This window comes from Paenibacillus sp. ACRRX, assembly GCF_022346885.1.
Lineage (GTDB): Bacteria > Bacillota > Bacilli > Paenibacillales > Paenibacillaceae > Paenibacillus_B.
Genome location: NZ_JAKRNK010000013.1, coordinates 53,557 through 74,529, shown reverse-complemented (window position 1 = coordinate 74,529; position 20,973 = coordinate 53,557). Strand labels below are relative to the sequence as shown.

The window sequence follows — 20,973 nt, the reverse complement described above, 5'->3', positions numbered from 1 at the left end:
GGATCAAACTCTCCATTAAAGTGTTTGACTTGCTCATTGTATTGCTGACGAGATAAATCTCGTGATTCTTAACATTCCCGTTCAATGCGCTTCATGATCAAGATCATGTCCTTCATTCAACATTGCTCGTTGTTCAGTTTTCAAGGAACAATTCTTACTTTAATTAAAGTGCTATTTCACTTTAATTATTTCGTCCGCCGTTTTCAGCGGCGACTTTTATAATATACCATGTTATCATCTTCAGTGTCAAGCACTTTTTTTAAGTTATTTTCTGTTGTCTTTCGACAACTTCTTTTCGCTTAATACCGTACCGCCCGAAGCGACGTTTATTAATTTATCACACACAGTACCCTTGCGTCAACACTTAAATAACTACCATTTTCAAGAAAACAATTGCTGCCAATCCCGGCACCCCCAAGAGTCCAACCGTCAGGAGAGTGATCGGATTAGTCGGAACATGCAAGCCTGCAATCCAACCTGTCGAATTCAGTAGATACAACAACACAAACGCCGCTACCCCGTGCAGCAGAAAAGCCATAACCACCTTCCACGCAGAACGCTGACGAAGCAACACGACTAACAAACCCACAACAGAGATAACCAACATGACCAACATAATCAATTTCACTTACATTGCCCCCTTATCGGTAATAATACACATGGGCATGCGATTGCTTAGCTTTACGTAACAGCATGGACAAACGCTTCTCAGCAGCTTCCAGCATATAAATCGTATAATCAATTTCATCTTCGTTATCCGCATAATTAAAATGAACCTGTGCTTCCTCCCAATTTCTAAATGCCTGTTGGATCTGTTCGATAAGATCCTCTTTTTCATCAGGCGACAGCGACACGCTAGCTATAGCCGTAACATCTTTCTCTTTTGCGACAACTGGTATGGACACCTTCGATTTCATCATCACAATGATTCCTCCCTAGGCTCGTCTTATATAGCCTATGGCCGTCCCACCTAGAGTAGAACGCTGTGCTCATACAATATGTCATAAATAAAAGACCACCTTGATTCATTTTAGAATCAAGGTGGTCTTTTATTGTGGACTATTTCTATTGGGACTCCATTAATGAGAATCTTTATGACGAGAAAATATGACGAAACTTACAACTCGCGACGACCTTCCAGTGCTTTAGACAACGTTACTTCATCTGCATACTCTAGATCGCCACCTACAGGCAGTCCGTGGGCAATCCTCGTCACTTTGATTCCAAAAGGACGTACAAGTCTCGATATATACATTGCTGTAGCTTCCCCTTCAATGTTGGGATTCGTCGCTAGAATGAGTTCTTTCACTCGTTCATCGCTTAACCGCTTCAGCAATTCAGCCAGTCGGATATCCTCAGGTCCAACGCCTTCCATAGGCGAGATGGCACCCTGTAAGACATGATAATAACCTTGAAACTCCTTGGTTCTTTCCATCGCTACTAGATCTCTTGTTTCTTGTACTACACACATCACAGAGGCGTCACGTGTCTTGTCCTGACATATGCGGCACGGGTCTGTGTCAGTAATATTACAGCATACTGAACAGTAGTGGAGATTTCGCTTCACATTGACAAGCGCCTTCGCAAAATCGATGACATCGTCTTCTTGCATTCGCAGTACATGAAACGCAAGACGAGCCGCCGTCTTTGGTCCGATACCGGGCAAATGAGTAAAAGCGTCTATTAATTTGGCTATCGGCTCTGGATAATACACTGGCCCGTTCCTCCTTATTTCCATTTCACGTTGGCAATCATGCAGTGTTGCTGTATATAAATAGTGGTGCCCTGCCCTTAACGTAGAGCTTGACACCACTATCGATGCTGCTTATATTTCATTTAACAAATTAGAACAGGCCAGGAATTTTCATACCACCAGTAAATTTGGACATGTCGTCATTGGCCAGATCTTCCGCTTTAACCAATGCATCATTAACTGCAGTAATCACCAAGTCTTGCAGCATCTCGATATCTTCCGGATCTACTACCTCTGGCTTAATGGTAATGCTTAAAATCTTCTTATGTCCGTTAACTTCAACGGATACAGCTCCACCGCCGGAAGTACCTAATACCGTTTTGTCTGCCAATTGTTCCTGAGCTTTTAACATTTGCTCTTGCATTTTCTTTACTTGCTTCATCATTTGATTCATATTATTCATCGTTACGAATCTCCTTTATTCTCCAAAAGTGTTGGGTTTTAATCTTTTATGATAACGAGGTCTTCTCCAAACATCTGAATAGCCTCATCAATCCATGGTTCTCGCGCTCCGCCTTGTTCACCTTCCGGTTCGAGTTGGAACGCTATTGGTGCTTCCTCAGCCGTATCGACCGCAGCTTCCCAGTCTTTCAGCATCATCGTATCCATACGATAGGGCTTGCCCAATACGTCTTGCAGCACACGCTCAATCACTTGTTTATTGGCCGGTTTCTCCGTTGTATCACGATGGATACTGTTCTTAAAGCCTAGTAGAAGACTGTCCTCTAGAGCTGAAATCGGCTCACCGTTAACCAACCAAGCATGAATCGTAACGCCTGCTTCCTTCACTTTCTGCAGCACCAACCCCCATTGTCCTCGTATTCGGCCAAAGTCCGGAGACTGATGACTGGATACATATCGATCAAATTGAGGTGGTTTTTTCGCCATAACAGACGGTCTCGCCGCTTGTCTGACAGCAGCTCGCTCTGAAGGTGAAGCTTCTACAGCAGAGGAAGCAGTCGGAACACCCGACTTCATCAACTGATTCAGCTTTGTTTCTAATGACGTTATCTGACGTTGTAATTGTTGCACTAATCCATCAACTTTTCCACTAGATGCTCCAGCGGTCTCTTGATTGGATTCTTTCGAACCCTCCGCACCTTGCTGCTGAGCTGCAATATGCAGCAGTGCCACTTCGAACAGTGTCTGGGGTTGAACCGCATACTTCATCTCTGTCTGATAACGATTCAAGGCATCGATAATACTGAAGATTCGATCTGTAGCAAACGAATGTGCTAATTCTTTGAAGTCATCAGCGCGTGTCATACGATCCGTCATACGATCGCCATTAGGCACCAACTTTAACATCAGCAAGTCACGGAAGAAGTATAACAAACTTTCCATGCATTTGTCCGCACTCTTGCCCTCAAGCATCAACTGCTCGATACCGGTTAATACAGCAGCAACATCTTGATCACGCACAGCAACTGCTAACTTGGCAAACTGTTCTTCAGGCATGCCACCCGTTATATCCAGAACCTGCTGGTACGTAACTTGACCATCCGTGAATGATGCAGCTTGGTCAAGCAGACTCAGTGCATCCCGCATTCCACCATCAGAAAGCTTAGCGATGTACTCCAGGCTCTCGCCATCCGCTGTTATCTCTTCCTGTCGACAAACTTGCTCCAGTCGTTCCACTTGTTCCTCTAACGAGACTCGTCTGAAGTCGAAGCGCTGGCAGCGCGATATAATCGTAGCCGGCAGTCGATGAGGCTCTGTTGTCGCCAATATAAACATAACATGAGCTGGCGGCTCTTCCAACGTCTTTAATAGTGCATTAAAAGCCTCTGTGGTGAGCATGTGCACTTCGTCAATGATGTACACTTTGTAGCGAACTTCTGTTGGAGCGTACTTTACTTTTTCCCGCAGATCTCGAATTTCTTCGACACCCCGGTTGGAAGCGGCGTCAATTTCCACCACATCCATCACTGCGCCCGTCGTAATCCGACGACAAGCTTCACATTCATTGCAAGGCTCCGGGCCAGGACCATGTTCACAGTTGACCGCTTTGGCCAAAATCTTTGCTGCGCTCGTCTTTCCGGTGCCTCGCGGTCCATTGAACAGATAGGCATGCGAAAAACGCCGCTCACGCAACGAATTTTGCAACGTCTGAATAATATGCTTCTGGCCAACCATCTCCTGGAAGGATTGGGGGCGCCAAGCGCGATACAATGCGATATGAGTCATGCTCTAACCTCGAAAAACGTATTATTCTCCTATATCTGCAGAATCTAGTCCTCTAGTACGTTATACAGCAGCACTTTAAAACTAACTTCACACAGAACAGAAGGACGCCTCATTTATGAGGCTTTTTATATTATACTATATCACATTTGCTAAAAAAACAGCCATTCCCCTCACATCTGAAGCAGGGAATGACTGTAAATTGTGTGTATTAATATGGTACTGCGATTGTAAAGGTTGTTCCAAAGCCTTTCGAAGCAACACGAATTGTGCCACCAATATCATGGATAATGCGTTGACACACTGACAATCCCAGCCCTGTTCCATTCTGCTTGGTTGTAAAGAACGGGTCAAAGATCTTATCAATTAGAAATGCCGGAATCCCTGGACCGGAGTCGTGAACATCAACAAGCACCCTCCTGCCTGCTTCGTCCACTTTAACTTGAATGTGGAGTATACCTCCATCAACCATGGCCTCTATGCCGTTCTTAGCGATATTGAGGCACACTTGCTTCAGCAGCTCTCTGTCGGCTACAACGGAAGGTATCGTATGCGGAGCTTCATATTGCACCTGAACATCATACAGAGCAGCTTCATTACGAATAATCGGAAGTAATTCTTCTACAACATGCTGCACATGTAATTGTTCGATACTGACATGCTTCGGCTTACTTAACAACAAAAACTCCCCTACCAACTCGTTAATCCGATTGATCTCCGATAGCATGATGTTGGTGTAGTCTACTTCCTTTGTCATCCCACGCTCAGTCAATGTTTTCTTGAACATCTGTAAGAACCCTTTGATCGAGGTTAACGGATTACGTATCTCGTGCGCAGTTCCAGCAGCAATCTGTCCAACCATGGCCAGTCGGTCGTTTCGCTGAACTTGTTCTTCGAGCGAACGCAAGTTTGACACATCTTTTAGCAGTACATATGCGCCAACAATGGCACCCGTCTCGTCGCGGAGCACGTTGGAATCCATCAGCAAATCATAGCGATATGTACCGTTCATCCACGATACCGCATGATTGCGCACCACAACGCCTTCTAACAGCGAACGTTGAATTAAGTGGTGCTCCGTTGGCATTTCACCGAATAGTTCATTCACACGTCTATGTAGCAGCCGATCTCGCTGCCACCCAAGAAAGTGGCATGCCAAATCACTAATATCAACTAAACGATATTGCGTATCCACCAAAATAACACCTAAATTGACATCACGTAGAAACGAATCGGCAAATCTCTGCAGCAAACTTAATGATTGCCCTTCCGCGGCAGTTGAGGCAGCTAAGCTCGAACCACTTGCTATAGGCTCGTTTTCATAAACCATATTTTCATTTTTGTGCACGCGATCACCCCATTCCTCCGAATTGCGATGACGATGACATACCAACAGTCTGTATTGACCTATTGGATTCGCCATCCCAAATCAGAATCCTGCACAGACAAAGTAATATATATATTTGATCATATACTCATTATTTAAGTAAATAATATATGTTCACACAAAAAAACACCGATTCTCATCGGTGTTACGTTACTCATATCGAAACCGTGCACCTGTTATCGATAATTGCGATCCGAGCGGCACTTCTGCGCCACGGCTCAGGCTAGGCTTCCCTCCGGCACATGAGCGAACCTACTTATGGCTGCTTCCTTCCGGACCTGACCAGATTCATAAGTGCCCATTGCGGAGGACCCGGCCGTCAACACCACACGCAAACGCCAGACCTCACATCGACAAAACCTCTAACAGGAATTCAACCTCGCTACAGCGGATTGCGAGTTACAGGGCACCGCTACCTCCCCATCTAGCACGGCAAGGATTAGTATAGAACATTTTTGGACAAAGTGCAACCAACAGCAATCATTTACAAATTTTAATAACTTATTATTCCATTGATTCACTATTCTTTATCATTATTCAGCGTGCATAGTTTATGTAAGATCAACATCTACTCTGTAACTTTTTCTGAGCATCCAATCAACCAAAACCAGCAACATAATTATCAATCCTCCTAGCAAATAGGCATAGTCGGACATGGTAGGTAAATGAACAATTAACTTTAATAAAAAAGCACCAATTACCAGAACAGCAAGGTTAAACAGGCTCCAGAACAAGTTCGATTCTAAGCGAGTCGGCGAGCCCCCATTAAGAAGCTCCAAAACCACTATACCAACAAATGCTATACCAACAGTGACGAGGCTGAAAAATGCCACATTAAAGGCCGCATCTACACCCGGTATGCCTAGCGAGGGTATCGCCCGTTGCAAGCATTTATAGGTAAATGCACAGACTCCAACCATAACGAGGCACCCAATAAAGGCTGCCACGCCTTCCTTTATCCACTGAAAAGAGGTTACTGACATTTCTCGACGCTTTGCCCGCCAAATCTCGATACCTGCAGCGCAACCACCTAAAAGAATCAAATACAGAATAACTTCAGCAGAGTATGTACCACGGATAATATCCATAAAAAAGCCAAAGCTATACTCGAATACTTTTTCCCACAAGACCACAACCTCCAGCTCAAGTCCATTTTTTTAAGCAAATTAATCCGTCAATCCCCTAAATCAACAAGGGTATCATCTTCGAAGTCAAGATTACTCGGGCTTGCTGGCAGTGTCTTATCCTCGTCCATCGTATCTGTAGTAGGTACAGACATATCTACCTCTTCCAATCGTATGGAATCCACCCACACTTGACCAGGTCCGCTTAAAAGCACACCAAACGCCACTGCATGTGCATTCTCAGCTACATCAAGCACCACTTCATAGGATGTCCATTCCGTCGTACCTCTTACCGCACGATTCATCATATTATCAAATGCAAGCGGCTCCTCATCTTTACCATCAATTCGCAGCCACAGTCCGGCCATATGAACTTCAGCTGATTTTAGAAATCCAGTCAGGCGCAAACGTTTACCTCTATATAGATCAGCCTTAAACATCTGCATTAATGTTCCGAAACCCTGCACATGTGCAGACTCCGCCGCACGAATCGTTCCAGATGCGGTACCTCGGTTAACGATTTTACGATCGATCCCTACCGTATATTGATGGGGGTATACACCAGTCAGCATCCAGCCGACAGGCGGTACACTGAGATTTGTGTGCTGATGCGCCTCTTGCGGTATCGATTGGTCCATAGCCTGTTCCTCCTCCATTCGTTGAAAAGATCTGAACCCCTTACGGTACTGCTGCGGGGTAAAGCCATAATATTGCTTAAACGATCGTGTAAACGAGTCTTGCCCGGCAAATCGGTACTCTAACGAAATATCAAGTATTCTCTTATCGGTGTAAAGCAGATCGATTGCCGCCTCTGATAGCCTACGTTCTCGTAGATAAGAGGCCGCACTCACTCCGACATGACCCTGAAATACACGGTGTAAATGATACCTAGAAACCGCCGTGTGCTTAGCAATATCCTCAAAGTCCACGTCTTCTTTCAGGTGGTGTTCAATATAAAGAATAGCATCCTCCACCCATCGCTTATGCTCCAACCACATCCGCGATCCTCCTCTTGCTTATCTACAATTTCATCGTACATTATCATCTCTGATTCTGTTTTGACATTTTGTGCGATTATGGAAACGACCGCGCAGACATCTGAACCTGAGTTGATGTTCCTTTGTCTGCCATCCGCATGATTGTTTGAACTTATATGTACATAAAAAATAAACTCCCTCGTCTTAGAAGACAAGGGAGTTTGATTGTATAAACAATATGGATTACATGCCGTATTTCTTCTTGAATCGATCGACACGACCACCAGCATCCAGGAACTTCTGTTTGCCTGTGAAGAATGGGTGGCAAGCGGAGCAAACCTCTACTTTAAGGTTTTCCTTAACAGATCCTGTTTCGAATGTATTGCCACAAGCGCAAGATACAGACGTGATATGGTATTTCGGTTGAATTGCTTGGTTCATCGAATTCACCTCTTTCGGCCCTGAGCCCTTTGCGTGCCCAGAGTTATATGGAACAATGTGCAGTATAACACAAGCTCGCCTCATGGCGCAAGTCATATTAACATCCATTATTAGCACTGCAAATTACACGAGTTGCTGTGTAGCTAACGTATTAATATCGGGCTTTCTCACGCGCCAGCAATGCAGGAGGAACATGCGTATATGACCCGATAACTACATCAGGGAGTTCTTCCTTAAAGATGTCAATCATCGTCTTCATACCGAGGATATCTCCTTGCGGCTTAGGAATAAGTGATAGATAACTCTCTGGATCTATATTCAGGTTGCGAAGCTGGATAAGACGAAGTTTAGAACGACGAGCGAATTCCACCATCGCCTCCACTTCCTCTTCGCGATCCGTCACACCAGGGAATACCAAGTAGTTAATTGAAGTATAGACACCCTGTTCAGTTGCATATCGCAGCGACTTTTCCACGTTAGCCAGTGTATATGCCCGCGGGCGGTAGTAAGCATTGTAATGATCGTCCAGCGCACTAATGGTACTTACACGCATTAAATCTAGGCCCGCATCCACAATTCCGCGAATATGATCCGTCAGCCCGGCATTGGTGTTGATGTTGATATATCCCATATCCGTCTGCCGTCGAACCTCTCGAATCGCCTCGATAATGATCTTAGCTTGGGTTGAAGGCTCACCTTCGCAGCCTTGGCCAAAGCTAATAATAGATTCCGGAGTATTAAGATGCTCCATCATAATCTGCACAATCTCTTCGACAGTTGGTTTAAAGTTCATCCGCGTCTGCGGAGCCGGAAAGCCGCTATCCTCTGGCTGCTCTGAAATGCATCCAAAGCATCCCGCATTACAGGAATATGATACCGGTACCGCTCCTTCCCAACGTTGCAGGAACGTATTGGAAGCAGTAAGACATTCATATTGCAAAGCACAATGAGATAAGTGCTGATACAGCCGATTATCCGGATATTTATTAACTAACGTCGTTACTTGCCCACGAAGTTCTGTAGTGTCACAATTCAACGGATCCCACTTGTGTGGATCATCCGAGGCATGCGCCGCAACGTAGAACTTGCCGTCATTCCATACCACAGCCGTGTAACCAAACAAAGGAAGGACCTGCTCCTTGTCCCTTTTAAAATAACTAGGGATGTGCAGGCGGGTAAATCCTTGTGGCAGAAGTGCACCCACTGCCTGAACCTCTCCAGGCATAGCAACCATCTCACCACTCTCCGGATCAAGGCCAACAGGTCTCGTGCCAGGGAGCCCCACAAGCGTTGCACCGTCAGGCAGCGGTATGAGTTCATCTTCAAATATTTCAACGATCATATCACCGCTTCGTGCCAGCCCGATCCATTCCTCATGCTCAAATATATTTCCATTTTGATCCGCGTAAACTAAATACATCGTTCCGTTAGTCCTCCCGTATTACAATTGCACTATTAGCTGACGGACGAGCTGCGCGGACGGCGTGTTGGTGTCCCATTACCGTTCGGTTCCTTCGACTCCAGCTTTTCCAAGAATTCCTCATTGGTTTTTGTATCACGAATTTTCTTAATAAATTGGTCTACAAATTCAGGTGACTCGTTCATATTTTTGCGAATAGCCCACAATTTATCCAACGCTTCTTTGGAAAGCAGCATTTCTTCGCGGCGTGTGCCAGAACGACGGATGTCGATTGCCGGGAATATACGGCGCTCTGCCAGTTTGCGGTCAAGAACAAGCTCCATGTTACCTGTTCCTTTAAATTCTTCATAAATAATATCGTCCATACGAGAGCCCGTCTCTACCAGTGCTGTAGCCAAGATCGTCAAGCTGCCGCCTTCTTCAATGTTACGTGCAGATCCAAAGAAGCGCTTAGGACGGTGGAAAGCAGCAGGATCAATACCACCGCTTAATGTACGGCCAGACGGAGGCACAACCAAGTTATAGGCACGAGCAAGTCGTGTAATACTATCAAGCAAGATCACAACATCTTTCTTATGCTCAACTAAGCGCAATGCACGTTCCAATACCAATTCAGCAACCTTGATATGGTTTTCCGGCACCTCATCAAATGTAGATGCAACCACTTCTCCTTTAACCGAACGCTGCATGTCCGTTACTTCCTCCGGACGCTCATCGATAAGTAGGACAAACAATTCAATTTCAGGATTGTTGGTTGAGATGCTGTTGGCAATCTCTTTGAGCAGCAATGTCTTACCAGCTTTAGGAGGCGCAACGATCAATCCGCGCTGTCCAAGACCAACCGGTGCCAAAATATCCATAATACGAGTGGAAGTCTTCTCTGTTGCCATTTCCAGGACGAGTTTCTTCTGAGGGTAAAGAGGTGTAAGGGCTGGGAAATGGAGACGTTGAGCCGCCTCATCCGGGTTTTCACCATTAACCGCGTTAATTTGGAGCAAGCCAAAATACCTTTCGTTCTCTTTAGGCGGTCGACACTTGCCTGACACAAGATCACCTGTACGCAGGTCAAAGCGGCGAATCTGGGATTGGGAAATATAAATATCCTCTGCGCTTGGCAAATAGTTAATAGGACGCAAGAATCCGAAGCCTTCCGGCAGGATATCTAACACGCCTTCCATAAACAAGTAACCACTTTGCTCCGCTTGTGCGCGCAAAATGGAAAAAATCAGTTCTTTTTTCTTTAATTGCCCGTAACCGGCAATTTGAAACTGCTTGGCTAGCTTATAGAGCTCAGTCAGCTTCTTTGTTTCCAAATCGGAAATTTGTAAATCCATGAATACAACTCCTATTCTATTCGAGAAATAACGTTGATGTCTGAAATAAACCGACTAAGCTTGATGAACCATTCCAAGAATGGTTCGCCTATTTCTGTTATTAAAATACTAAAATATACGTTGAACAATAGTAGAGGGTCCATCAACATGATGGGAAAAGGGCTCGAGATCAACATAAATTGCGGTATACAATCTAGGACTTTCTTGACAGATGGGTACGTTCGAAAGAAGGTTTACTACTTATATTAGACCAATTTGGTTAAATCTATTCGGCCTGTCTCCACACTTCAGCGCCTAATTGCAATAAATTAGGTACTAAATGGTCATAACCGCGGTCAATATACTCTACCCCTGTAATTTCGGTAACGCCATCTTCTACGGTTAATCCGGCAATAACTAACGCCGCACCAGCGCGCAGATCACTTGCACTAACCTTGGCAGCATTAAGCCTTGATCCTTCAATCAGAGCAGAACGACCTTCTACTCGAATCTTGGCCCCCATGCGGACAAGCTCCGGCACATACTTAAATCTATTGCTATATACATAATCCGTCAGCATGCTTACTCCATTGACTTGCGTAAGTAAGCTCGCCATCGGGGACTGCAGATCAGTTGCAAAACCAGGATATATGAGTGCCTTAACATCAGCTTGCGTATATTCAGGTTTACCAATGACCCGAATGGATTCATCCAGCTCCTGAACCTCTACACCCATCTCTAGCAGCTTTGCCGTCACAGCTTCCATATGCTTAGGAATGACGTTGTCTATTAACAGATTGCCCCGCGTTGCCGCAGCAGCTATCATATAAGTTCCAGCTTGAATCCGGTCAGGTATAATGGAATGGCGGCAGCCATGCAGGCTGTCAACGCCTTCAATTCGAATGGATTCAGTGCCTGCACCTTTAATTTTGGCGCCCATTGCATTTAACAAGGTTGCCACATCTATAATTTCAGGCTCTTTCGCCGCATTTTCGATAATCGTTAAGCCTTTGGCTCTTGAAGCCGCCAGCATAATATTAATGGTTGCGCCTACACTCGCAACGTCCAAATATATTTTGGCTCCGCGCAGCTCTTTTGCAGAAATGTGCACAGATCCGTGATCGTTGGTTACAGTTGCCCCTAGTGCTTCAAATCCCTTAATATGTTGGTCAATTGGACGCGGCTCAAAGCTGCAGCCGCCAGGCATTCCGATCGTAGCCTCTCCAAAGCGACCAAGAAGCGCCCCCATCAAGTAATAGGATGCTCTTAGCTTCTTTACTAGACCGTTATGCATCGGTAAAGAAATCATTCGTGAAGGGTCGATACGCATTGTGGAACCATCTCGCTCCACATATCCGCCCAACTCCGTCATAATATCTGCATACGTAGCAACATCGTTAATCTCAGGCAGGTTATCTAATACAACTTCGCTCTCTGCCAGAATAGCAGCAGGAACTAGCGCTACCGCACTGTTCTTGGCACCACTAATCTGCACAGTGCCAATCAGCGGACGACCGCCGGCAATCATTAACTTTTCCATATTATTATTCCGTTCCTCCTACAACGTACCTCAAGTCCAAAACCGCAGCTTCCAAAAAATATACATGACTAAATAAACTATCTGTGTGCATCTTAGCATCTAATTGTTTAGTATTCAAACAGATACCTTCATTTCCCTGCTTAAAAAAGGAATATCGCACGAAATTCCTAAATTATACGGTGCGAAAACGATATGCTTTCCCATATTTATCTGTGGTGCCATGTCTATGTCGTGATGAACTAGCTACTCTATATCTATTTGGGGACGATTCTATGACAAGACTTACGTAACTGTAGGGAGTCCTAAACTGCAAAAAAGGGAAGAACACCGGATAAAACCGGCGTTATTCCCATCATTCGTCAAAATGCGAATGCCATATCGCTTCTTAAGCTTGGTTGCTGCTTCCGAACAAACGGATTTTGCCGCGAACAACTTCAACCATTGCGCTGCGAGCAGGAGTCAAGTATTTGCGAGGATCGATGATCTCAGCATCTTTCGCCAATGCTGCACGAATTGCTGCTGTAGCCGCAACTTGGTTCTCCGTGTTCACGTTGATTTTGCCTGCACCTGCTGCAATTGCTTTTTTGATGGAATCGTCCGGTACGCCGGAACCACCATGCAATACAACTGGAACTGGAATTTTGCTTGCTACTGCTTCGATGATATCATAGTGAAGCTTAGGCTCGCCTTTGTACATACCATGTGCCGTACCAACTGCGATTGCCATAGCGTCAACGCCTGTTTCTTCGTAGAAGCGAATAGCTTCTTCTGGTTTAGCCAAGGTAGCTGCTTCCTCATCAACAGTCAGGTCATCTTCTGTGCCACCGATTGTACCCAGCTCACCCTCAACGGATACGCCCATTGCATGAGCAGCTCGTACAACTTCTTTTGTCAAACGAATGTTATCTTCGTAAGCGTGGTGGGAACCGTCAAACATAACGGATGAGAAGCCCGCACGGATACAAGCCATAGCCACTTCAAATGTAGATCCATGGTCAAGGTGCAAAGCGATTGGCAAGCCGGATTTCTTAGCCGCTGCTTTCGCCATTGCTACAGTATACTCCATACCCATATAACGCAATGCACCCTCAGATACACCGAAAATGAGTGGAGAGTTCTCTTCCATTCCTGCTTCAGTAATGGCTTGTACAAACTCCAAGTTGTTGATGTTAAACTGTCCTACCGCAAATTTGTTTGCTTTCGCTTTAGGCAGGAATTCATTCATCGAAACTAATGGCATGGTTTCCATCCTCCTATAAAGGTTCTGTTCGTCGTCTGTCTCTCTTGATGTAGCCGACATCTTGTACCACGTTATTATACCACAATTACCCGCGGAAAAGTATACAACCTCTTGACAACCGACTTTAGTCCTAATTTATCGACAATGACCGCCATTAGCGGGTATATTGAACGGCAGACAAAGAAGCCGGGCTATGCCCAGCTATCGGTAAATCAGATACAAATGTGAATGATATGTGATCTTTACGGCCTGCTGAGCAGCAGCGCAAATCCCCTCGCTTTGTGATCTTAAGATGGCAGCGTAATAGAGGGGGCCGAACCTTCAAGCGTCATATTAACAGCTACTCTCATTTCATCAATGTCAAACGGTTTCGTAAAATGCATTAAAGCGCCTAGGTCAGTCGCTTCCTTAATCATGTCCAACTCGCCATAAGCCGTCATCATAATGACGTTCATATGGGGCTTCATCTGCTTAATCTGTTTTAAAATTTCCAATCCGTCCATTCCTGGAATCTTCATATCAAGCAGCACAATGTCAGGTACCTCATCCCGCACGATTTCGAGAGCAATCTTGCCATTCGAAGCTTGATACGTCGTATACCCTTCACTGCTGAATACTTCCATGAGAAGAACACGAATACCGTTCTGGTCATCCACGATCAACACTTTCTTCTTATCCAACTGGTACCCCTCCCACCATGTATCACAAGCGAGCAGTTGTGAGCAATCACTATCTCGCCTCACCAATATAAGTTGGTCTCCTGAAAAAATAATAAATTTTGGAGCCGCATCCCTAAATTATTCGCGTTAATTAATAAAATTCCTCCTTATGGCAGGAAATCTAATGAAAGACTTTGGAAAATGAGGTAATGTCCATACATAAAAAAAGCACCTCTTCTAAGAGAGGTGCTCTTTATTTATAAACCGTATCTCATTATAGGTATATTAGCCGCGATACGCCAATGCCGCCTTAACAAACTCACGGAATAATGGCTGCGGACGATTCGGACGAGATGTAAACTCTGGATGGAACTGTACTGCCAAGAACCATGGATGCGAAGGGCATTCCACAATCTCCACCAAACGACCGTCTGGGGATGTTCCTGTAATTTTAAGACCTGCACGCTCAACAGCTTCTCTATACTCGTTGTTAAATTCATAACGATGACGATGACGTTCATATACAAGCTCATCGTTATAGCAAGTCATAGCCAAAGAGCCTTCCTGAATCTTACATGGATAGAGACCAAGACGCATCGTACCGCCCAAATCTTCAATATCCTTCTGCTCTGGGAGTAGATCGATGACAGGGTATTCTGTTGCCGGATTAATTTCCGAACTATTCGCTCCACTCAAGCCCACTACGGAGCGAGCATACTCAATAACGGCAACTTGCATACCTAAGCAAATGCCAAAGAATGGTGTGTTGCTCTCACGCGCATAACGAATAGCCGTAACTTTTCCTTCGATACCCCGATCACCAAAGCCACCTGGAACCAATATACCATGAATACCATTCAATTCTTGTGCGACATTCTCGCTTGTAATTTCCTCTGCGTTCACCCAACGAATCTTCACTTCGGAATTAGCCTCAATACCAGCATGAGCCAAGGCTTCAACGATTGACAAATAAGCGTCATGAAGCTCTACGTATTTACCAACAATTGCGATCTCAACCTGCTCTTCAAGCGACTTCACACGTTGTACAAGCTTCTCCCAATCGGCCATATCCGGGGCAGGGGTTTGCAGTTTCAAGTGGTTGACTACGAACTCATCCATACCTTGGTCACGAAGCATAAGCGGTACTTCGTACAGCGTAGAGGCGTCACGGCACTCTACTACGGCATTCCCGTCAATATCACAGAATAAAGCAATCTTACGCTTCATATCCTCTGTAATTGGACGCTCCGTACGAAGCACAAGCATGTTCGGCTGGATACCGATGCTGCGCAGCTCTTTAACGCTATGCTGAGTAGGCTTAGTCTTCACTTCGCCTGCTGCCTTAATGTAAGGCATCAACGTAACGTGTACATACATCACATTATCGCGGCCAACGTCACTCTTGATCTGACGAATAGCTTCCAAGTATGGCAAGCTTTCGATGTCCCCAACTGTTCCACCGATCTCCGTAATAACAACATCGGAGCCTGCTTCCTTACCTGCTCGGAAAACACGTTCTTTAATCTCATTGGTAATGTGGGGGATTACTTGAACTGTTCCGCCCAAATATTCGCCACGGCGCTCTTTGGAGATAACCGAAGAGTACACTTTACCAGTTGTTACATTGCTGTTCTTAGACAAATTGATATCAATAAAGCGCTCATAGTGCCCCAGATCCAAATCCGTCTCCGCGCCATCATCCGTTACAAACACTTCTCCGTGTTGGTAAGGACTCATTGTGCCTGGATCCACATTGATGTATGGGTCAAACTTTTGAATCGTTACTTTTAAGCCTCGATTTTTCAACAGTCTACCCAGGGATGCAGCCGTAATCCCTTTACCCAAAGATGATACGACGCCACCCGTTACGAAAATATATTTTGTCACTGGTGAAACCCTCCTATGATCAAGTGCATTCATGACAAGTTCTCGGGAGGCTTTGATTGCGAATCAGGTTCGATGGTGAATTGCATAATGATATCGTAACCCATTTGCAGGCGAAAAATTGATGCGAATTAAAAACGATTATAATTGCGCTTCAACTGCCTCATTTCCACAAATCAATACCTTAAAAAAACAAAAAAGTGACTCCCGTAGTCACGGGGCACTTTCGAATAACTCTATTATTTAATTAACTACAAATCCAAAGCCCATATGCTAGTTTAACTGTTCAGTTGTCCCATGTCAAGGAATTAAGGCTCATTAAAATTGGAAGCATTTGACGACGCAAAAGACCCCTTTCATCTCATGTGAGGAGCCCTCGCTTCTGCTAAAAAGAGCATAATTTCTATCGGATCATGGCACAAGGTGCCCCTTAACAAAATAAATACCGCCTGACTCCGCATGTCATGACATACCGGAACAGACGGCACTTATTGAGCTGCAAACAAAGGAGCTTAACGCTCTGCTTCGTCTCCATCTTCATATTCATCTTCGGACTCATCTTCGTCGGATTCTTCTTCATCCAGCTCTTCATCTTCCAAGATGCCTTCTTCTTCTTCATCCACTTCAGCTTCGTCTTCATCAACGTACAGTTCTTCTTCTTCACTATCCTCGTCCGTGTAGTCGAAGTCTTCATCGCCACTGTACGTGTCGTCTTCTTCCACGTAGATATCCTCATCTTCGTCGTCATCATCATTGATGATACGCGGACGCTTCGCACCACCCGCCAACGCTTCTTCAGAGCGGTCCACCGGATACCAACGCTTCAGGCCCCACATGTTGCTTCCTACGCAAGCGAAACGGCCATCAATATTAATTTCCGTATATAACTGAGCGATAACATCCAGAATCTGCTCCTCCGAAAGACCGCGGAGCTTCGCAACTTCATTCATTAGATCGCGGTAGTAGAAAGGCGTGTTGGCTGCTTTCAATATCATAAAAGCTAAATCCACCATCGGCATTTCATGCACTTTGTCAGGATCTAGCTTCAAATCCAACGGTGTGCTCATACTTACACATCCTCTCACAAGTGTTCATTTACGGCATGTTTATCTACAAACATATCCATGTTCACACATAAGTAAAACCGATTTGCCGATAAAATGCAAGTTTTCTTCGCACACTTGTCCAACCTGAGTCCTGATTTACGCCTTATGTAGAAATTAAGAAACGCGAAGGGACCTCCTCCGCGTTCGACTGTATCCGCAATCGAAGACGTACAACGCCTTCGACCATGGCGTGCAGAGCCCTTCGCTGGCTCTACTCCATATTATGTATCCGCCCTCACTTTGACACGGAAGACGGCCTATCTTTATGAAAAAAGGCTGCTATACCAGTCCACCCTCATCGTGTACGCATACGATACTGCACAAGGAACTGTCGGGAGGGGACTCCACATTGGATGTATCTGCCTTTCTCCAGCTATTGCTGCAAGAGCTCTCTTCTGACGGACAAGACACATGCCCACATCTCATTCGCTTTCAGGAGCGCCACCTCTATGAACAATGCCGCGAAGGGCTGCGTATCACTTCATTAGATGAGCCGCTGCTTGCTCAAGTCCGTGATGAACCGCTGCTGACCGGCTTTCGCTGCATGCTTCCGACTCAATCACAAGAGAAATGGGCGTCATACGAACGTGAATTGTTCGTAGAAGAAGATATCCGAATTAACATGCATGCCGCTTCCCATAAGCCGGTATCTTGGGAACGCGGCATTCCTTGGGGAGTACGCCAGGTCAAAGCCCCCCAGGCTTGGAGCTCCACAACAGGACACCGTGTTCTTATTGGTGTTATTGATACAGGCGCGGACTACAAGCACCCCGACCTTCGTCATTCGCTGCTGTCTGGTATTAATCTGGTGCATCGTGGCCTGCCTCCTCGAGACGACAATGGGCATGGCACGCATATTGCTGGCACAATCGCCGCTTCCAACCAAATGTACGGTATCATTGGCATTGCGCCGCGCGCGCTCATACATCCGGTCAAAGCCTTCGATATAAACGGATCGGCATACGTATCTGATATCGTTGCAGGTATTGATTGGTGTGTCCGCAACAAAGTACAAGTGATCAACATGAGCTTTGGCATGAAGTCGCGCAGCAAATCGCTGCTGCAATCCGTCACAAATGCCTATAACGCAGGGGTTACGATTGTTGCTTCATCCGGCAACGATTCGAAGCGTAAATCAATCGATTACCCTGCACGTTACAGTCAGACAATATCGGTAGGCGCAACCGACCGTAATCGACATATTGCACCCTTTAGCAATCGTGGCAGCTTTGTAGATATATACGCGCCTGGCGAAAAGATTGTGTCTGCATGGCTAAAAGGCAAATACCATGAAATGAGCGGTACCTCTATGGCAACCTCACACGTCAGCGGTGCCATTGCGCTTCTGCTGGCGATAAAACCAGGATTAAAGCCTAATGAGATTAAAGTACTGCTAAAGCGTACCGCTAATCCGACCCGTTCCCGTACGAATAGGCAGAATGCCCTCCGTATCGCGGGGGAGATTGACATTGCTCGTCTTCTACGAGAGGCGAATGTATAAAATAGGCGATACTGCAACAAGACAATAACCAACATTAAACCAAAAGTAACGACATTTTGTGGGGCAGTGAATCTCAGATGTGCACACCTCATGATGTCTGTAACACTTGAACAGTACATAAAGGCCCCGTCTCTTATCTGAGACAGGGCCTTGTGTACTGTTCAATTACATACGATCCGGCGCAGATACGCCGACCAAACGCAGCACGTTCGCCAGCACCGTGCGAACAGCACCCAGCAACGCAAGACGCGCTTGTGTCTGTTCCGCGTCTTCCGTGATGACGCGTTCTGCTTTGTAGTAGCTGTGGAACAGCGAAGCTAGCTCGTATACATAACGAATCAAGCGATGCGGAGCATATTCACGTGCAGCAACGTCTACTTCATCCGGCAGTTCCCCCATCTTGCGGAGCAAAGCAAATTCATGTTCTGTCGTCAAGGCAGTGAGGTTCACCTCGCTAAGCGGCTTCACAACTACTTGCTGCTCCTCGGCCTGACGGAAAATGCTGCATGCGCGTGCATGCGCATATTGCACGTAGAACACCGGATTCTCATTCGAAGTAGATACAGCCAAATCCATATCAAAATCAAGGTGTGAATCCATTGAGCGCATCGTAAAGAAATAACGGATTGCGTCCACGCCTACTTCATCCATGAGATCTTCCATCGTCACAGCTTTACCAGTACGCTTGGACATTTTCACTTTCTCGCCGCCCTGGAACAGACTGACCATCTGAGCAATCAGTACTACTAGCTTGTTCGAATCATTGCCGAGGGCCTCCATAGCCGCTTTCATCCGCGGAATATAGCCGTGGTGGTCTGCACCCCAAATGTTAATCATACGATCGTAACCACGCGCGTATTTATCACGGTGATAAGCTACGTCAGGCGTCAAATACGTATAAGATCCGTCATTTTTCACGAGCACGCGATCTTTGTCGTCGCCGAAGTCCGTTGTACGCAGCCACGTTGCTCCCTCTTCTTCGAAGACTTTTCCGCCTTCTTTAAGTGCTTCGAGTGCTTTGATAACCTCGCCATTTTCGTACAAAGAAGTTTCACTAAACCATGAATTAAATTGAACATTAAATCGACCTAAGTCACGCTTGATCTTATCAAGCTCCTTATTCAAGCCGTAAGTACGGAAAAATTTAATCCGCTCATCGTCCGATAGCTGAAGCAGGCGTTCTCCTTCTTGAGCTACCAATTCCTGCGCAAAGCCCTTAATATCTTCGCCATGATATCCATCTTCCGGCATCTCAGCATCCTGACCGAGCGCCTGCTTGTAACGAGCCTCTATTGAATAAGCGAGATTCATAACTTGATTGCCGGCATCATTAATATAGTATTCGCGCGTTACTTCGTAACCGGCAAAGTCCAACACATTACATAACGCATCTCCTACTGCCGCGCCACGTGCATGTCCAAGATGAAGACTTCCCGTTGGGTTCGCGCTGACAAATTCCATTTGCACCTTTTGACCCTCACCAGAATTGCTGCGGCCGTAATCCGCACCTTGTGCGGCCACTTCACCCACGACGCCATACAAATAACTTTTATCTACACGGAAATTAATAAAGCCCGGACCAGCAATCTCTGCACTTTGGATGGATGCAGAAGCCTTATCCAAATTCTCAATGATAGCTTCCGCAATCTGACGAGGGTTACGCTTCGCGATACGTGTCAATTGCATCGCCACGTTAGTGGCCAAATCTCCATGTGTCTTATCCTTCGGCACCTCGATAACAAAGGCAGGCAATTCGTCCCGCGTCACTATACCTGACTTTAATATAGACTCCTCGATTGCCATCTTTACCGCAGCATTCATCTGTTCAATTACACCGTTACTCATGAAATGGTTCCTCCTCAATTTTCGTGCGCGGGTTCCAGCCGCATCTCAATCTCAAATTGCCCCGTACATTTTTCTTCTATATATAGATCATACGACCAGCTGATATAAGACGGAAACAAAGTCTCAGAGCCATCTGATAATCTTATAGGTTCATCCCTGCGTTCCATTCGACGTGTTCGAGTCTCCAGAGGAAAGCGTAGTACCTCAGATATATAAGTGCCTTGAAGCGAACGCTCCATTGCAAATGACATCTCCGATTGCACATTTCCTCGTCGTGACAGCTTCCACTCCTTGGCACTCAGTTTTAACATAACAGTCGTATCTGTCAATAATGCTGAAGGTTGAGAAGAGCCGCCTTGCCTCTTTGCCTGATTCTCTTCAGGGGCAGGTTCAATGTATCGAATATAGATACTGTTGCCTTTATGATACAAGTCACCATCAACATGCAGCTCAACACATTCATGCTGCTGCCTGCTCGTCACATGAATACGAACACGCTGCTTATCTGAACGTTGTCCTATCATCATTGCTACTCCCTATCTCAAGTAAAGTCTGATTCAACAATTATCTAGGAAAGGCGCTGCTTTTGCAACCTCTTT

Annotated in this window: 19 protein-coding genes and 1 other RNA gene; 1 reads left to right on the top strand and 19 read right to left on the bottom strand. The window is 45.7% G+C overall.

Annotated features, from left to right (window positions below; translation table 11 throughout):
* Nucleotides 1–364: 364 nt before the first annotated feature.
* The 17 genes from MH117_RS25420 to rpoE form a co-directional block, all read right to left on the bottom strand.
* Nucleotides 365–628 (bottom strand): pro-sigmaK processing inhibitor BofA family protein, encoded by a 264-nt coding sequence (locus MH117_RS25420; RefSeq protein WP_239333769.1) that lies wholly within the window; start codon nucleotides 626–628, stop codon nucleotides 365–367.
* A 13-nt stretch (nucleotides 629–641) separates the two neighbouring features.
* Nucleotides 642–920, bottom strand: coding sequence for a DUF2508 family protein (locus MH117_RS25415; RefSeq protein WP_239333767.1), 279 nt, complete (start codon nucleotides 918–920; stop codon nucleotides 642–644).
* Between the two features lie 197 nt (nucleotides 921–1,117).
* A complete protein-coding gene (gene recR / locus MH117_RS25410; RefSeq protein ID WP_239333765.1) occupies nucleotides 1,118–1,714 on the bottom strand; it encodes a recombination mediator RecR in 597 nt (198 codons plus the stop codon).
* 130 nt (nucleotides 1,715–1,844) lie between these two features.
* Nucleotides 1,845–2,156 carry a YbaB/EbfC family nucleoid-associated protein gene (locus MH117_RS25405; RefSeq protein ID WP_239333763.1) on the bottom strand — a complete coding sequence of 104 codons (312 nt, stop codon included), beginning with the start codon at nucleotides 2,154–2,156 and terminating at the stop codon, nucleotides 1,845–1,847.
* A 38-nt stretch (nucleotides 2,157–2,194) separates the two neighbouring features.
* Entirely contained in the window at nucleotides 2,195–3,940 is a 1,746-nt protein-coding gene (dnaX, locus tag MH117_RS25400) for a DNA polymerase III subunit gamma/tau (protein WP_239333761.1), read from the bottom strand.
* 208 nt (nucleotides 3,941–4,148) lie between these two features.
* The gene (locus MH117_RS25395; protein WP_239333759.1) at nucleotides 4,149–5,360 is read right to left on the bottom strand and encodes an ATP-binding protein; all 1,212 of its coding nucleotides are present in this window, start codon (nucleotides 5,358–5,360) and stop codon (nucleotides 4,149–4,151) included.
* Between the two features lie 129 nt (nucleotides 5,361–5,489).
* An RNA gene (ffs, locus tag MH117_RS25390) (signal recognition particle sRNA large type) lies at nucleotides 5,490–5,757 on the bottom strand.
* A 118-nt stretch (nucleotides 5,758–5,875) separates the two neighbouring features.
* Nucleotides 5,876–6,451 (bottom strand): hypothetical protein, encoded by a 576-nt coding sequence (locus MH117_RS25385; protein ID WP_239333757.1) that lies wholly within the window; start codon nucleotides 6,449–6,451, stop codon nucleotides 5,876–5,878.
* 47 nt (nucleotides 6,452–6,498) lie between these two features.
* Nucleotides 6,499–7,446, bottom strand: a complete 948-nt coding sequence (locus MH117_RS25380) for a helix-turn-helix transcriptional regulator (protein ID WP_239333755.1) — start codon at nucleotides 7,444–7,446, stop codon at nucleotides 6,499–6,501.
* A gap of 222 nt (nucleotides 7,447–7,668) precedes the next feature.
* The gene (rpmE, locus tag MH117_RS25375) at nucleotides 7,669–7,866 is read right to left on the bottom strand and encodes a 50S ribosomal protein L31 (RefSeq protein WP_028543361.1); all 198 of its coding nucleotides are present in this window, start codon (nucleotides 7,864–7,866) and stop codon (nucleotides 7,669–7,671) included.
* A 151-nt stretch (nucleotides 7,867–8,017) separates the two neighbouring features.
* Nucleotides 8,018–9,286: a radical SAM family protein gene (locus MH117_RS25370; RefSeq protein ID WP_239333753.1), complete on the bottom strand. Its 1,269-nt coding sequence runs from the start codon at nucleotides 9,284–9,286 to the stop codon at nucleotides 8,018–8,020.
* 35 nt (nucleotides 9,287–9,321) lie between these two features.
* Nucleotides 9,322–10,620, bottom strand: coding sequence for a transcription termination factor Rho (gene rho / locus MH117_RS25365; protein ID WP_239333751.1), 1,299 nt, complete (start codon nucleotides 10,618–10,620; stop codon nucleotides 9,322–9,324).
* A 265-nt stretch (nucleotides 10,621–10,885) separates the two neighbouring features.
* A complete protein-coding gene (locus tag MH117_RS25360; RefSeq protein WP_239333749.1) occupies nucleotides 10,886–12,139 on the bottom strand; it encodes a UDP-N-acetylglucosamine 1-carboxyvinyltransferase in 1,254 nt (417 codons plus the stop codon).
* Between the two features lie 385 nt (nucleotides 12,140–12,524).
* A complete protein-coding gene (gene fba, locus MH117_RS25355; RefSeq protein ID WP_028543365.1) occupies nucleotides 12,525–13,379 on the bottom strand; it encodes a class II fructose-1,6-bisphosphate aldolase in 855 nt (284 codons plus the stop codon).
* Nucleotides 13,380–13,666: 287 nt separating this feature from the next.
* On the bottom strand, nucleotides 13,667–14,059 hold the full coding sequence (locus MH117_RS25350) for a response regulator (protein WP_275444838.1): 393 nt from the start codon (nucleotides 14,057–14,059) through the stop codon (nucleotides 13,667–13,669).
* A gap of 264 nt (nucleotides 14,060–14,323) precedes the next feature.
* On the bottom strand, nucleotides 14,324–15,925 hold the full coding sequence (locus MH117_RS25345; RefSeq protein ID WP_239333747.1) for a CTP synthase: 1,602 nt from the start codon (nucleotides 15,923–15,925) through the stop codon (nucleotides 14,324–14,326).
* 509 nt (nucleotides 15,926–16,434) lie between these two features.
* The gene (rpoE, locus tag MH117_RS25340; protein WP_239333745.1) at nucleotides 16,435–16,989 is read right to left on the bottom strand and encodes a DNA-directed RNA polymerase subunit delta; all 555 of its coding nucleotides are present in this window, start codon (nucleotides 16,987–16,989) and stop codon (nucleotides 16,435–16,437) included.
* Nucleotides 16,990–17,377: 388 nt separating this feature from the next.
* Here rpoE and MH117_RS25335 point away from each other — a divergent pair, with 388 nt between their 5' ends.
* Nucleotides 17,378–18,529, top strand: coding sequence for a S8 family peptidase (locus tag MH117_RS25335; RefSeq protein WP_239333743.1), 1,152 nt, complete (start codon nucleotides 17,378–17,380; stop codon nucleotides 18,527–18,529).
* Nucleotides 18,530–18,694: 165 nt separating this feature from the next.
* On the opposite strand, the gene argS is transcribed toward MH117_RS25335, so the two are convergent.
* Both argS and MH117_RS25325 read right to left on the bottom strand, forming a co-directional pair.
* Complete coding sequence (gene argS / locus MH117_RS25330; protein WP_481857299.1) at nucleotides 18,695–20,350, bottom strand: arginine--tRNA ligase; 1,656 nt, start codon at nucleotides 20,348–20,350, stop codon at nucleotides 18,695–18,697.
* A gap of 38 nt (nucleotides 20,351–20,388) precedes the next feature.
* Nucleotides 20,389–20,898, bottom strand: a complete 510-nt coding sequence (locus tag MH117_RS25325; protein ID WP_239333739.1) for a YwiB family protein — start codon at nucleotides 20,896–20,898, stop codon at nucleotides 20,389–20,391.
* Nucleotides 20,899–20,973 lie beyond the last annotated feature (75 nt).

What these genes read in the sequence shown, in the direction of transcription:
- argS (WP_481857299.1), bottom strand. Translation starts at nt 20,350, where the DNA reads ATGAATGCTGCGGTAAAGATGGCAATCGAGGAGTCTATATTAAAGTCA.
- rho (WP_239333751.1), bottom strand. Translation starts at nt 10,620, where the DNA reads ATGGATTTACAAATTTCCGATTTGGAAACAAAGAAGCTGACTGAGCTC.
- MH117_RS25395 (WP_239333759.1), bottom strand. Translation starts at nt 5,360, where the DNA reads ATGGCGAATCCAATAGGTCAATACAGACTGTTGGTATGTCATCGTCAT.
- rpmE (WP_028543361.1), bottom strand. Translation starts at nt 7,866, where the DNA reads ATGAACCAAGCAATTCAACCGAAATACCATATCACGTCTGTATCTTGC.
- MH117_RS25325 (WP_239333739.1), bottom strand. Translation starts at nt 20,898, where the DNA reads ATGATAGGACAACGTTCAGATAAGCAGCGTGTTCGTATTCATGTGACG.
- fba (WP_028543365.1), bottom strand. Translation starts at nt 13,379, where the DNA reads ATGCCATTAGTTTCGATGAATGAATTCCTGCCTAAAGCGAAAGCAAAC.
- dnaX (WP_239333761.1), bottom strand. Translation starts at nt 3,940, where the DNA reads ATGACTCATATCGCATTGTATCGCGCTTGGCGCCCCCAATCCTTCCAG.
- MH117_RS25380 (WP_239333755.1), bottom strand. Translation starts at nt 7,446, where the DNA reads ATGTGGTTGGAGCATAAGCGATGGGTGGAGGATGCTATTCTTTATATT.
- MH117_RS25405 (WP_239333763.1), bottom strand. Translation starts at nt 2,156, where the DNA reads ATGAATAATATGAATCAAATGATGAAGCAAGTAAAGAAAATGCAAGAG.
- MH117_RS25415 (WP_239333767.1), bottom strand. Translation starts at nt 920, where the DNA reads ATGATGAAATCGAAGGTGTCCATACCAGTTGTCGCAAAAGAGAAAGAT.
- rpoE (WP_239333745.1), bottom strand. Translation starts at nt 16,989, where the DNA reads ATGAGCACACCGTTGGATTTGAAGCTAGATCCTGACAAAGTGCATGAA.
- MH117_RS25360 (WP_239333749.1), bottom strand. Translation starts at nt 12,139, where the DNA reads ATGGAAAAGTTAATGATTGCCGGCGGTCGTCCGCTGATTGGCACTGTG.
- MH117_RS25370 (WP_239333753.1), bottom strand. Translation starts at nt 9,286, where the DNA reads ATGTATTTAGTTTACGCGGATCAAAATGGAAATATATTTGAGCATGAG.